The sequence below is a fragment of the Streptomyces sp. NPDC053541 genome, assembly GCF_044544705.1.
Classification (GTDB): Bacteria; Actinomycetota; Actinomycetes; order Streptomycetales; family Streptomycetaceae; genus Streptomyces.
This window is the reverse complement of sequence record NZ_JBITXM010000006.1, coordinates 20745-33887: the sequence shown is the minus strand read 5'-3', so window position 1 is coordinate 33887 and position 13143 is coordinate 20745. Positions and strand designations below refer to the sequence as shown.

Below are 13143 nucleotides of genomic sequence, written 5' to 3'. Positions count from 1 at the left end.
TGACCCGGACGAGGAACCATGCGCGCCACCACCATTCACGCCCCCTTCGACATGCGCGTGGAGGACGTGCCCGACCCCGTGGTCAAGGAGCCCGGCGACGTCGTCGTGCGGGTGCTCCGCGCCTGCATCTGCGGCAGCGACCTGTGGGCCTACCGCGGCGAGGCCGCCCGGCAGCCCGGCCAGCGCATCGGCCACGAGTTCCTCGGCCTGGTCGAGGAGACCGGCCCCGAGGTCCGCGGCTTCGCCCGCGGCGACCTCGTCGTCGCCCCCTTCGTCTGGTCCGACGGCACCTGCGAGTACTGCGCCGAGGGCCTCCACACCTCCTGTCCCAACGGCGGCTTCTGGGGCTCCGTCGGCTCCGACGGCGGCCAGGGCGAGGCCGTCCGCGTGCCGTACGCCGACGGCACCCTCGTCAAGCTGCCCGCCGCGGCCGCCGCCGACGACCACCTGCTCACCGCGCTCCTCGCGCTCTCCGACGTCCTCGGCACCGGCCACCACGCCGCCCTCGGCGCCGGCGTGAAGCCCGGCTCCACCGTCGCCGTGGTCGGCGACGGAGCCGTCGGCCTGTGCGGCGTCCTCGCCGCCCGGCGGCTCGGCGCCGAGCGGATCATCGCCCTCGGCCGGCACACCGCCCGCACCGACATCGCCCGCTCCTTCGGCGCCACCGACGTCGTCGCCGAGCGCGGCGAGGCCGCCGAGGCCGCCGTCCGCGAACTCACCGGCGGCCAGGGCGCCCACGCCGTCATCGAGGCCGTCGGCACCGAGCAGTCCATGCGCACCGCCGTGAACATCACCCGCGACGGCGGCTCCATCGGCTACGTCGGCGTCCCGCACGGCTCCGGCACCGGCCTCGACCTGTCCGTCATGTTCGACCGGAACATCGCCCTGCGCGGCGGCGTCGCCCCGGTCCGCGCCTACATCCCCGAGCTGCTCCCCGACGTCCTCGACGGCACGATCGACCCGTCCCCGGTCTTCGACCTGACCGTGGACCTCGCGGGCGTGCCCGACGGCTACCGGGCCATGGACGAGCGCACCGCCCTGAAGGTCCTCGTCAAGCCGTGAGCCAGCGGGGCTCGTCCCCGCCCGGCAGGCCCGGCGGCCGCGACCAGCCCGCCGGGCCGCCCTCGTACGCCACCGGCGACAGCGCGTGCCGCAGCCGCCCCAGCGGCCCGGCCGACTCCGTGAGCCAGCGTTCCGGCTCGTAGCGGGGGAGCGCGTGGCTCAGCCAGTGGCCGGTCTGCGCGAGGGCCACCCGCACCAGCCGGGTCCCGCCGTCCCGGTCCTGCTCGGTCAGCGCCCGCAGCACGGCCGCCGCGAGGAGGTAGCCGGTGCCGTGGTCCAGGGCCTGCGCCGGCAGCGCCCCGGGCTGCTCCGGCGAACCCTCCACGGCCGCGATGCCGGTGGCCACCTGCACCAGGCTGTCGAAGCCGCGCCGGCCGCCCCAGGGGCCGTAGTCGCCCCAGGCCGAGAGCCGGGCCACCACCAGGCCGGGCCGGTCGAGCGCGAAGCGGTCCAGGGCGCCGGGACGGTAGCCGGTCACCAGCACGTCGGCCGCGTCGAGGAGCTCGCCGAGGGCCCGCCGGTCCGCCGGGCCGTCCAGGTCCAGGGCCGCCGTCCGCTTCCCCACGTTCGTGTCGGCGTGCTGGTCGGGCAGCTCCGGGTTGCCCGGCGGGTCGATCCGCAGCACGTCCGCGCCGAGCAGCGCCAGGGTCCGGGTGGCCACCGGCCCGGCGATCACCCGGGTCAGGTCCAGGACCCGCAGCCGCCGGTCGCCGCGGCGGCGCGGCGGGGCCTCGTCGAGCCGCTCCCGGGTCAGCAGCGGCCGGGCGGCGACCGCCCGGCCCTGCTCGTGGGCGGCCCATTCCCCGGGCGTGCGCAGCGCGACGGCCAGGCCCCCGGCCGCGTACACCGCCGACTCCACGTCCACGGCCCTGCGCCCGCCGATCGCCTCGGCCACCGCCTCCACGGAGTCGGCCGCGCCCAGCGCGCCGAGCAACGCGGCCTTGTGGTGCGGGTAGTTGGCGTGGGTGCGGACCCAGCCGTCGGCCGCCCGCCAGAACCGGGACAGCGGCGCGAAGGAGACCGGCGCCCGCCCGTCCACGCGCAGGTGCCGCTCGCTCACGAAGGCGGTCGCCACCGCCCCGTCGTCCACCCGCACCGGGCCCGGCAGCCCGGCCCGCTCCACCGCCGCGAGCCCGGCGACGGCGACCGTGGCCCGGGCCAGGTCCATCACCGGCAGGCGGGCCGGCAGCAGCCCGGAGGGCCCGCCGTACGCGACCCGGTCGAGCAGCGCGGGATCGCCGCCCAGCTCGGCCCACAACAACTCCGTACCCGTACGCACCGTGGTGTCCATGGGGACACACTAGAACCGCCCGTGGCACTGAGTGCCACGGGCGGTTCCACGGGAGTTCCCGGGAGAGGTTACTTGCGGACCGCGTCCAGCGCGTCCACCAGGCCGGCCCCGTAGAAGCCGTTCTTCTCCGTGTCGCCCTCGCACACCGCGTCGACGGTGCCGTTGCCGTCGATGTCGTACGGGTTCGTGCAGGCGCGCTCGTCGGCCTGCGCGGCCAGCAGCGCCTTCAGGGCGGCCGGGCTCGCCTTCGGGTGCGTGGACTTCAGCAGCGCGAGGACGCCGGCCACGTGCGGCGAGGCCATGGACGTGCCCGCCTTGTAGTTGTAGCCGCCGTCGACCGTGGTGGACAGGATGCGTCCGTTGACCGCCGGGGCGTCCGGGGTCTGCCACTCGGTCTTGTCGCCGCCCGGCGCCGCGACGTCGATGACGCCCAGGCCGTAGTTGGAGTAGGAGGCCTTCAGGTCCTTGGCGCCGGTCGCGGAGACCGTCACCACGCCCGGCAGCATGGCCGGGTAGTCGAAGCACTCCTTCGGGTCGATCGTCCGGTTGCCCGCGGTGCTGTCGTTCGGGCTGGAGGTGTCCAGGATCGAGTCGGCCGCCAGGTCGAACTTGGAGTTGCCGGCCGCCGCCACGTTGACGGTGCCCTTCTTCTCCGCGTAGCGGGTCGCCCGGGTGACCGCCTCGATGAGGGCCTTCTGGTCCTCGTCGTTCTTGCAGGCGAACATCCACGGGTCGGTGTAGTAGCTGTTGTTCGTGATGTCGATGCCGTGCTCGGCCGCCCACATGAAGCCGCAGACCACGGCCTCCGTGTAGAAGTAGCCGTCCGGGGTGGACACCTTGATGCCGGCCAGCTTCACGCCGGGCGCGACACCGGTCACGCCGATGCCGTTCTTCGCGGCGCCGATGGTGCCGGCCACGTGCGTGCCGTGGTCGCTCTCGCCCTTGGCCGGACGCCACGAGCCGGGCGTCGTGTCGGCCTTGCCGGTCACGCAGTTCGCCGAGGCGGCCGCGTCGAAGTTGGGCGCCAGGTCCGGGTGGGTGTCGTCCACACCGGTGTCGATGATGCCGACGGTGACGTCCCGGCTGCCGAGGGTCTTCGCGTGCGCCTTGTCGGCCTTGATGGCCGGCAGGTCCCACTGCAGCGGCTCCATCGGGTCCTGGTCGCCCGTGGCGGCGGCCGCCGCGGCCTTGATCTCGGCCGGGGTCAGCTCCTGAGCGCCCTCGCCCACCGAGTCGTCCGTCGCGGCCTTCAGCGGGGCCGTACGGGTCGCGCCCGCCGAGACCACACCGGGCACCTCGCGGATCGTGCGGGCGAACTCCGGGTTCGCGGAGTGGACGACGATCACGCCTATCCGGTCGTACGACACGACCACCTCGCCGCCCGCGGCGGCTATCGCCTTCTTCACCGACGCGGCCGTCCAGCGGCCCTCGCCGATGTTGACGACGTACGACAGCTTCGGCCCGTCCGTGGCCACGGCCGCCGCCGGGGCGTCGGTGAGCTCCGCGGCCGAGGCGGCGCCGGAGGGCAGGAAGCCGAGCGAGGCCGTGAGCGCGAGACCGGCCGGCAGAGCGAGTACTCGGCCGCGCCGCGATCCCAGATGAGCCATGGGTTCTCCACATCATCCGTATGTACTGCCGGGCGCCGATTGCGCACGGGCAGGTGCATGACGAGTGAAGCTATCGCCGATCTTCCCCGCTCATCAATGAGTTGAGAGGACTTGATGAAGATCGTGGAAGAGAAATCCACTCCCGTGAACCGCGTCGGCGCGCGCTCCGTGCCGTTGAGCAGGGGAGGAGCTCCGGCCGGAGCCCCGTCCCCCCACCCCAGCGAGGCCCCCTTGTCCCTGCCCACCGCACCCGCGTCACGAGGAGATTCCGTGGCTACCGACGCACCGCCGCCGCAGAGGAGCGGCACGGACCCGGCCGCCCCCGCGGCCCCCACGACGGAGGAGTTCGTCGAGGTGCAGCAGAGCGCCGAGTTCGGCGAACTGCGCCGCACCTACCGCTCCTTCGCCTTCCCCCTGACGATCGCCTTCATCGCCTGGTACCTGCTGTACGTGCTGCTCTCCAACTACGCGGGCGGCTTCATGGGCACCAAGCTCTTCGGCAACGTCAACGTGGCCCTGGTCCTCGGACTCGGCCAGTTCGCCACCACCTTCCTCATCGCCTGGCTCTACTCGCGGCACGCGGCGGGCCGCCTCGACCCGCAGGCCGAGGCCATCAAGGAACGCATGGAGTCCGGCAGCCCGAACCGTACGGAGGCCGACGCATGACCACCCCCCTGGCCAGCCCCGCCCTGCTCGCCGCGGGCAACGCGACCAGCGAGCACCGGCCGCTGATCATCTCCCTCTTCGCGGCCTTCGTCGTCGCCACCCTCGTCATCACCGTCTGGGCCGGCCGGCAGACCCGCTCCGCCGCCGACTTCTACGCCGGCGGACGCCAGTTCACCGGCTTCCAGAACGGCCTGGCGATCTCCGGCGACTACATGTCCGCAGCGTCCTTCCTCGGCATCGCCGGCGCCATCGCCCTCTTCGGCTACGACGGCTTCCTCTACTCCATCGGCTTCCTCGTCGCCTGGCTGGTCGCCCTGCTCCTGGTCGCCGAACCGCTGCGCAACTCCGGCCGCTTCACCATGGGCGACGTCCTCGCCTACCGGATGCGCCAGCGGCCCGTCCGCACCGCCGCCGGCACGTCCACGATCGTCGTCTCGATCTTCTACCTGCTCGCCCAGATGGCCGGCGCCGGCGTCCTCGTCTCGCTGCTGCTCGGCATCACCAGCGACGGCGGCAAGATCGCCATCGTCGCCCTGGTCGGCGTGCTGATGATCGTCTACGTCACCATCGGCGGCATGAAGGGCACCACCTGGGTGCAGATGGTCAAGGCCGTGCTGCTCATCGCCGGCACGCTCCTGATCACCTTCCTCATCCTGTGGAAGTTCCACTTCAACGTCTCCGAGCTGCTCGGCGCCGCCGCCACCAACAGCGGCAAGGGCGACGCCTTCCTCCAGCCCGGCCTCAAGTACGGCGTCACCGCCACCTCGAAGCTGGACTTCCTCTCGCTCGGCATCGCGCTGGTCCTCGGCACCGCCGGCCTGCCGCACATCCTCATCCGCTTCTACACGGTGCCCACCGCCAAGGCCGCCCGGAAGTCGGTCAACTGGGCCATCGGCATCATCGGCGCCTTCTACCTGATGACCATCGTGCTCGGCTTCGGCGCCGCCGCCCTGCTGAAGAACAGCGACATCGTCGCCTCCAACAAGGCCGGCAACACCGCGGCCCCGCTCGCCGCCCTGGAGATCGGCGGCGGCGCCGACTCGACCGGCGGCGCGGTCCTGCTCGCCGTCATCTCCGCCGTCGCCTTCGCGACCATCCTCGCCGTGGTCGCCGGCCTCACCCTCGCCTCGTCCTCGTCCTTCGCGCACGACATCTACGCGAACGTGATCCGGCGCGGCCAGGCCACCGAGCGCGAGGAGGTGCGGGCCGCCCGCTGGGCCACCGTCCTCATCGGCATCGTGTCGATCGCGCTCGGCGCCCTCGCCCGCGACCTCAACGTCGCCGGCCTGGTCGCCCTCGCCTTCGCGGTCGCCGCCTCCGCCAACCTGCCGACCATCCTCTACAGCCTCTTCTGGAAGCGCTTCACCACCACCGGAGCGCTCTGGTCGATCTACGGCGGACTGGTCTCCGCGGTCGTCCTGGTGCTCTTCTCGCCGGTCGTCTCCGGCAAGCCGACCTCCATGTTCAAGGGCGTCGACTTCTACTGGTTCCCGCTGGAGAACCCCGGCCTGGTCTCCATCCCGCTCGGCTTCCTGCTCGGCTGGCTCGGCTCGGTCCTCTCCAAGGAGAAGCCGGACGCGGGCAAGTACGCCGAACTGGAGGTCAAGTCCCTCACCGGCGTCGGAGCGCACTGATCCGCACACGTTCCGCGACGACCCGCCGGCCGCGTCGTAGAGTTCTACGACGCGGCCGGTGCCGTCCTCGTTCCAATCGGCCCGTGCCCCGTGTCCGAGGCGTCGCGTAGGCTCGAACACGAAGCGAACCGTCTGCGAGGGAGGGGGCCCAGTGCTCATCGACACCTACGGCCGCGTGGCCACCGACCTGCGGGTCTCCCTCACCGACCGGTGCAATCTGCGCTGCACCTACTGCATGCCCGAAGAGGGCCTGCAGTGGCTGGCCAAGCCCGACCTGCTCACCGACGACGAGATCGTCCGCCTGATCCGGATCGCCGTCACCGACCTCGGCGTCACCGAGGTGCGCTTCACCGGCGGCGAGCCGCTGCTCCGCCCCGGCCTCGTCGGGATCGTCGAGCGCTGCGCCGCCCTCGAACCCCGCCCCAAGATGTCCCTGACCACCAACGGCATCGGACTCAAGCGCACCGCCGCCGCCCTGAAGGCCGCCGGCCTGGACCGGGTCAACGTCTCCCTCGACACCCTGCGCCCCGAGGTCTTCAAGGCCCTCACCCGCCGCGACCGCCACCACGACGTCCTCGACGGCATGGCCGCCGCCCGCGACGCCGGCCTCACCCCGGTCAAGATCAACGCGGTCCTGATGCCCGGGCTCAACGACGACGAGGCCCCCGAGCTGCTCGCCTGGGCCGTCGAGCAGGGCTACGAGCTCCGCTTCATCGAGCAGATGCCGCTCGACGCCCAGCACGGCTGGAAGCGCGAGGGCATGATCACCGCCGGCGACATCCTGGAGTCGCTGCGCACCCGCTTCACCCTCACCCCCGAGGGCGCCGCCGAGCGCGGCTCCGCCCCCGCCGAGCGCTGGGTGGTCGACGGCGGCCCGCACACCGTCGGCGTCATCGCCTCCGTCACCCGCCCCTTCTGCCGGGCCTGCGACCGCACCCGCCTCACCGCCGACGGGCAGGTCCGCACCTGTCTGTTCGCCACCGAGGAGACCGACCTGCGGGCGGCGCTCCGCTCGGACGCGCCCGACGCGGAGATCGCCGCGATCTGGAAGAAGGCCATGTGGGGCAAGAAGGCCGGCTCGGGCCTGGACGACCCGAGCTTCCTGCAGCCCGAGCGCCCGATGTCAGCGATCGGCGGCTGATCCCCCGGACGGCGGCTCCCCCGACGGCGGTTCCCACTCGGCGAGCGGTACCACGTCCTTGAGGAAGCCCCGTACGCCGAGGAACTGCGACAGGTGCTCGCGGTGCTCCTCGCAGGCGAGCCAGGTCTTGCGCCGCTCCGGCGTGTGCAGCTTGGGGTTGTTCCAGGCGAGCACCCAGACGGCATCGGCCCGGCAGCCCTTGGCGGAACAGATCGGCTTGTCTTCGCTCACTGGACCATTGATCACGAACGTCATTGTCCAGCAAGGGCGATGCCGAGCAGCCACGGGGGGAGCTGCCCGGCATCGGTCCGTCGCTCCGACGGGGGATGCGGAGCGCGTAGGCAGTATGTCACGGGCCATGGGGTGCGGTGCACCGGAACTTCACGATTGATCTGAGCTTTTCCTGAGCTTCCGGCTCACGCTGTGTGATCGCTCGGGCGGTGGGTCCGCCACCCCCGCGCTTCCGTCCCCGCTTCCGTTTCGGCGTCCCCGCCGTCCTCGGCCGCGGGCCGCGCGGTGAGCGCCGGACGCACCGGTGGCGGGACGAAGGTGGACGGGAGGGACGGAGTGCTCTCCCGGCCGGCGTTGGCGATCACCACCGCGATGTACGGGAGCACGGCGCCGAGCACCAGCGCCACCACCGCCACGTACCGCTCCACGTTCCACAGCGAGGCCGCGGCGATCACCGAGAGCGTGCGGACCGACATCGAGATCACGTATCTGCGCTGCCGTCCGCGGACGTCCTCCGCGAGGCCCTGACGGGCCCCGGTGATCCGGAAGACCTCGCCACCGCCATGCTTCCGCATCACGTTCCACCACCCGCACACCGTGCCGGACCCTCCCCGGTCCGGTCCTCCTTCCACCGTACGCCCGGCCTCCCGCGCCGAGGAGACCGGGGCACGGATGGCCGTGCCCGACATGCGCCGTATGGCCGAGGGGCGAAGACTGGGCACACCCGCTGTACGAGGAGGCGACGATGAGTTGGTTGTGGGCGATCATTGTGGGCTTCGTCCTGGGACTGATCGCCAAGGCGATCCTGCCGGGCAAGCAGCAGATCCCGCTCTGGCTGACGACCGTGTTCGGCATTCTGGGCAGTGTGCTCGGCAACGCGGTGGCGACCTGGATCGGGGTCAACGACACCCGGGGCATCGACTGGACCCGTCACCTCCTCCAGCTGATCGGCGCCGTCGCCGTGGTCGGCGTGGGCGACATGCTGTGGGCCTCGATCAAGGGCGGCAGACAGCGGGCCTGAGCACCGCCGCAGGACACGACGGAGGCCCGGTACGGCGCACAGCGCGCCGTACCGGGCCTCCGGTCGTTCTCGTACGAGCGACCTGCCTACGAGGGGCTAGGCCCTGTCCGGAAAGTGGCGTCGTCTGCCCGCAGGGCAGGGCCTAGGCGCCGAACTCGATCGCCGCCAGGTTCTTCTTGCCCCGGCGCAGCACCAGCCAGCGGCCGTGCAGCAGCTCCTCCGGCGCCACCACGGCGTCCTCGGCGGTCACCTTCACGTTGTTCACGTAGGCGCCGCCCTCCTTCACCGTGCGACGCGCGGCCGACTTGCTGGCCACCAGACCGACCTCGGCGAACAGGTCGACGACCGGCCCGAGCTCCGTCACGCGCGCGTGCGGCAGCTCGGACAGGGCCGCGGCGAGCGTGGCCTCGTCCAGCTCGCCGAGCTCGCCCTGGCCGAAGAGCGCCTTCGACGCCTCGATCACGGCCCGGCACTGGTCGGCGCCGTGCACGAGGGTGGTGAGCTCCTCGGCCAGCGCCCGCTGCGCGGCCCGCGCCTGCGGACGCTCCGCCGTCTGCTTCTCCATCTCCTCCAGCTCCTCGCGGGACCGGAAGGAGAGGATCCGCATGTACGTGGAGATGTCACGGTCGTCGACGTTCAGCCAGAACTGGTAGAACGCGTACGGCGTGGTCATCTCCGGGTCCAGCCACACCGCACCGCTCTCGGTCTTGCCGAACTTGGTGCCGTCGGCCTTCACCATCAGCGGCGTCGCCAGCGCGTGGACCTGCGCCTCCGGCTCCAGCTTGTGGATCAGGTCCAGCCCGGCCACCAGGTTGCCCCACTGGTCGGAGCCGCCCTGCTGCAGCGTGCAGCCGTAGCGCCGGTACAGCTCCAGGAAGTCCATGCCCTGGAGCAGCTGGTAGCTGAACTCGGTGTAGCTGATGCCCTGCTCGGACTCCAGGCGCCGGGCCACGGAGTCCTTGGTCAGCATCTTGTTGACCCGGAAGTGCTTGCCGATGTCCCGCAGGAACTCGATCGCCGACATCCCGGCGGTCCAGTCCAGGTTGTTCACCATGACCGCGGCGTTCTCGCCCTCGAAGGACAGGAACGGCTCGATCTGCGAACGCAGCCGGTTCACCCAGTTCGCGACCGTCTCCGGGTCGTTCAGGGTGCGCTCGGCGGTCGGCCGCGGGTCGCCGATCTGCCCGGTGGCCCCGCCGACCAGCGCCAGCGGCCGGTGTCCGGCCTGCTGGAGCCGGCGGACGGTGAGGACCTGGACCAGGTGGCCGACGTGGAGGCTGGCGGCGGTCGGGTCGAAACCGCAATAGAACGTGACGGGACCGTCCGCGAGGGCCTTGCGCAGGGCCTCCTCGTCGGTGGACTGGGCGAAGAGCCCGCGCCACTTCAGCTCGTCGACGATGTCCGTCACGTCGTCCGTCTCCTCGGATGGTGGATGAGTGCTTCCGGCCAGTCTAGGGCGTGACCGGACTGGTCAGACGCCCTTGCTGACCGAGCTCATGTTGAAGTCCGGCACCCGCAGGGCGGGCATCGCGGCCCGGGTGAACCAGTCGCTCCACTCGCGCGGCAGCGTCTGCTCGGTGCGGCCCGCCTCGGTGGCCCGGGACAGCAGGTCGACCGGCGACTCGTTGAACCGGAAGTTGTTCACCTCGCCGACCACCTCGCCGTTCTCCACGAGGTAGACGCCGTCCCGGGTGAGGCCGGTGAGCAGCAGCGTCGCCGGGTCGACCTCGCGGATGTACCAGAGGCAGGTCAGCAGCAGCCCGCGTTCGGTCTCCGCGACCATCTCGTCGAGCGTCTTCTCGCCGCCGCCGTCGAGGATCAGGTTCCCGGCGGCCGGGGCCATCGGCAGCCCGGTCAGCCCCGCCGTGTGCCGGGTGGTGACCAGGTGGGCCAGCTTCCCGTCCCGTACCCAGTCGACCGGCCCGACCGGCAGGCCGTTGTCGAAGACCGAGGAGTCGTCGCCGGAGCTGTGCGCGATCAGGAACGGCGCGCACTCCAGGCCCGGGGCGGCCGGGTCGCTGCGCAGGGTCAGCGGCAGCGGCGACAGGGTCTCGCCGATCCGGGTGCCGCCGCCGGGCCGGGAGAAGACCGTGCGGCCCTCCGCCGCGTCCCGGGCCGCCGACGACCAGAGCTGGTAGATCATCAGGTCGGCCACCGCGGTCGGCGGCAGCAGCGTCTCGTACCGCCCGGCCGGCAGGTCGATCCGGCGCTCGGCCCAGCCCAGCCGGACCGCGAGGTCGGCGTCGAGCGCGGCCGGGTCGACGTCCTTGAAGTCCCGGGTCGAGCGTCCGGCCCAGGCCGACCGGCTCCGGTCCGGGGACTTGGCGTTGAGCTCCAGGGTGCCGTTCGGCTGGTCGTGGCGCAGCCGCAGCCCGGTCGAGGTGCCCAGGTAACTGGAGGTCAGCTGGTGGTGGGCGAAGCCGTACAGCTCCCGGCCGCCCGCACGCGCGCGTGCGAAGGCCTCGCCGAGCGCCGGCGCGAAGGCGTCGAAGACCGCGGAGGAGGTCTCCGCCGGGGCGTCGGTGAAGTCCGGCGACGCGGGCACGCCCTCGACCAGCGGCTGGGCGTCCTCGGCGGGCCCCGCCGTCCGCGCCGCCTCCTCGGCGGCCCGCACCAGCGGCTCCAGCTCGTCCGCGGTCACCGCCGAGCGGGACACCACGCCGGAGGCGGTGCCCTGGGCGCCGTCCACGGTCGCGATCACGGTGAGGGTGCGGCCCCGGGTGACGCCGTTGGTGGTGAGCGCGTTGCCGGCCCAGCGCAGATTGGCCGAGGACTCCTCGTCGGCGATCACCACGCACCCGTCGGCACGGGACAGCTCAAGCGCCTTCTCGACGATCTCGTACGGCTTGCTGACGCGGCTCATCGACCGGCCTCCTGCGTCGTGTTCAGACTGTGCTGACCCGGGGTACGACCCCCGGACCCCCGGCAAAGGTCGTGGCGCGCGATCATCGACCGGCCTCCTGCGTCGTGTTCAGAATGTTGACGCCCCGGAACAGGGCGGACGGGCAGCCGTGCGAGACCGCGGCGACCTGGCCCGGCTGGGCCTTGCCGCAGTTGAACGCGCCGCCGAGGACGTACGTCTGCGGGCCGCCGACCTGCTCCATGGAGCCCCAGAAGTCGGTCGTCGTCGCCTGGTAGGCGACGTCCCGCAGCTGGCCCGCGAGCCGCCCGTTCTCGATGCGGAAGAAGCGCTGCCCGGTGAACTGGAAGTTGTAGCGCTGCATGTCGATCGACCAGGAGCGGTCGCCGACCACGTAGATGCCGCGCTCCACCCCGCCGATCAGGTCCTCCGTGGACAGCCCGCCCGGGTCCGGCTGCAGCGACACGTTCGCCATCCGCTGCACCGGCACGTGCGCGGGGGAGTCGGCGAAGGCGCAGCCGTTGGAGCGCCCGAGACCGGTCAGCTTCGCGATCCGGCGGTCCAGCTGGTAGCCGACGAGCGTGCCGTCCTTCACCAGGTCCCAGCTCTGCGCCTCGACGCCCTCGTCGTCGTAGCCGACGGTCGCCAGGCCGTGCTCGGCGGTGCGGTCACCCGTCACGTTCATGACCGAGGAGCCGTACGCCAGCTTGCCGAGCTGGTCGAAGGTGGCGAAGGAGGTGCCCGCGTAGGCCGCCTCGTAGCCGAGCGCCCGGTCCAGCTCGGTGGCGTGGCCGATCGACTCGTGGATGGTGAGCCACAGGTTGGACGGGTCGACGACCAGGTCGTAGCGCCCGGCCTCGACGCTCGGCGCGCGCATCTTCTCGGCGAGCAGCTCCGGGATCTCGTCGAGCTCCTTGTCCCAGTCCCAGCCGGTGCCCGTCAGGTACTCCCAGCCCCGGCCGACCGGCGGCGCGAGGGTCCGCATCGAGTCGAACTCGCCGGTCGACGCGTCCACGGCGACCGCCGTCAGCTGCGGGTGCAGCCGGACCCGCTGCTGGGTGGTGACGGTGCCCGCCGTGTCCGCGTAGAACTTGTTCTCGAAGACGGTGAGCAGCGAGGCGTCCACGTGCGCCACGCCGTCCGCGCGCAGCAGCCGCCCGCTCCACTCGGCGAGCAGCCCGCTCTTCTCCTCGGCGGAGATGGTGAAGGGGTCGATCTCGTACGAGGAGATCCACACCTTGTCCGCGTGCACCGGCTCGTCCGCCAGCTCCACGCGCTCGTCCGACCCGGCCGCCGCGATCACCTTCGCGGACAGCTTGGCCATCGCCACCGCCTGCGAGGCGACCCGCGCGGCCCCGTCCATGGTCAGGTCCACCCCGGACGCGAACCCCCACGCCCCGCCGTGCACCACCCGCACCGCGTAGCCGAGGTCCGTGGTGTCCGACGAGCCCGAGGGCTTGGCGTCCCGCAGCCGCCACGCGGCGCTGCGCACCCGCTCCAGGCGGAAGTCTGCGTGCTCGGCGCCGAGCGCCCTGGCCCGCGCGAGCGCCGCGTCGGCCAGCGCCCGCAACGGAAGCTGGGTGAAGGCTTCGTCGAGGGAATGGGTCCCAGATTGCACAGCTGTCTCCTG

General features: G+C 72.3%; 12 protein-coding genes. 5 read left to right on the top strand and 7 right to left on the bottom strand.

Annotated features, from left to right (window positions below):
* The first annotated feature begins 18 nt into the window (after nucleotides 1–18).
* A complete protein-coding gene (locus tag ACIGW2_RS16595; RefSeq protein ID WP_361590175.1) occupies nucleotides 19–1062 on the top strand; it encodes a zinc-dependent alcohol dehydrogenase family protein in 1044 nt (347 codons plus the stop codon).
* Here ACIGW2_RS16595 and ACIGW2_RS16590 read toward each other — a convergent pair.
* Together ACIGW2_RS16590 and ACIGW2_RS16585 are read right to left on the bottom strand one after the other, a co-directional pair.
* Entirely contained in the window at nucleotides 1052–2353 is a 1302-nt protein-coding gene (locus ACIGW2_RS16590; RefSeq protein ID WP_391655325.1) for a CoA transferase, read from the bottom strand. The genes ACIGW2_RS16595 and ACIGW2_RS16590 overlap by 11 nt on opposite strands.
* A gap of 68 nt (nucleotides 2354–2421) precedes the next feature.
* A complete protein-coding gene (locus ACIGW2_RS16585; protein WP_399844178.1) occupies nucleotides 2422–3960 on the bottom strand; it encodes a S8 family peptidase in 1539 nt (512 codons plus the stop codon).
* Between the two features lie 270 nt (nucleotides 3961–4230).
* Between ACIGW2_RS16585 and ACIGW2_RS16580 the strand changes: the two genes are divergently transcribed.
* From ACIGW2_RS16580 to moaA, 3 genes are all read left to right on the top strand, one after another.
* Nucleotides 4231–4626, top strand: coding sequence for a DUF485 domain-containing protein (locus tag ACIGW2_RS16580; protein WP_356062807.1), 396 nt, complete (start codon nucleotides 4231–4233; stop codon nucleotides 4624–4626).
* Nucleotides 4623–6260, top strand: a complete 1638-nt coding sequence (locus ACIGW2_RS16575; protein WP_391655327.1) for a cation acetate symporter — start codon at nucleotides 4623–4625, stop codon at nucleotides 6258–6260. The genes ACIGW2_RS16580 and ACIGW2_RS16575 overlap by 4 nt, the downstream gene beginning before the upstream one ends.
* A gap of 151 nt (nucleotides 6261–6411) precedes the next feature.
* Entirely contained in the window at nucleotides 6412–7401 is a 990-nt protein-coding gene (gene moaA / locus ACIGW2_RS16570) for a GTP 3',8-cyclase MoaA (protein ID WP_399844175.1), read from the top strand.
* Here the strand turns inward: moaA and ACIGW2_RS16565 are convergent.
* Together ACIGW2_RS16565 and ACIGW2_RS16560 are read right to left on the bottom strand one after the other, a co-directional pair.
* Entirely contained in the window at nucleotides 7384–7656 is a 273-nt protein-coding gene (locus tag ACIGW2_RS16565; RefSeq protein WP_391655328.1) for a hypothetical protein, read from the bottom strand. The genes moaA and ACIGW2_RS16565 overlap by 18 nt on opposite strands.
* A 161-nt stretch (nucleotides 7657–7817) precedes the next feature.
* Nucleotides 7818–8207, bottom strand: a complete 390-nt coding sequence (locus ACIGW2_RS16560; protein ID WP_391655329.1) for a DUF3099 domain-containing protein — start codon at nucleotides 8205–8207, stop codon at nucleotides 7818–7820.
* A 170-nt stretch (nucleotides 8208–8377) separates the two neighbouring features.
* On the opposite strand from ACIGW2_RS16560, the gene ACIGW2_RS16555 reads away from it, so the two are divergent.
* Nucleotides 8378–8653 (top strand): GlsB/YeaQ/YmgE family stress response membrane protein, encoded by a 276-nt coding sequence (locus ACIGW2_RS16555; RefSeq protein ID WP_265865999.1) that lies wholly within the window; start codon nucleotides 8378–8380, stop codon nucleotides 8651–8653.
* Between the two features lie 142 nt (nucleotides 8654–8795).
* On the opposite strand, the gene tyrS is transcribed toward ACIGW2_RS16555, so the two are convergent.
* From tyrS to ACIGW2_RS16540, 3 genes are all read right to left on the bottom strand, one after another.
* Nucleotides 8796–10061 (bottom strand): tyrosine--tRNA ligase, encoded by a 1266-nt coding sequence (tyrS, locus tag ACIGW2_RS16550; RefSeq protein WP_356062822.1) that lies wholly within the window; start codon nucleotides 10059–10061, stop codon nucleotides 8796–8798.
* Between the two features lie 63 nt (nucleotides 10062–10124).
* Nucleotides 10125–11516, bottom strand: coding sequence for a metallopeptidase TldD-related protein (locus ACIGW2_RS16545; protein WP_391655330.1), 1392 nt, complete (start codon nucleotides 11514–11516; stop codon nucleotides 10125–10127).
* A gap of 82 nt (nucleotides 11517–11598) precedes the next feature.
* Nucleotides 11599–13131, bottom strand: a complete 1533-nt coding sequence (locus tag ACIGW2_RS16540) for a TldD/PmbA family protein (protein ID WP_399844172.1) — start codon at nucleotides 13129–13131, stop codon at nucleotides 11599–11601.
* Nucleotides 13132–13143: the final 12 nt, after the last annotated feature.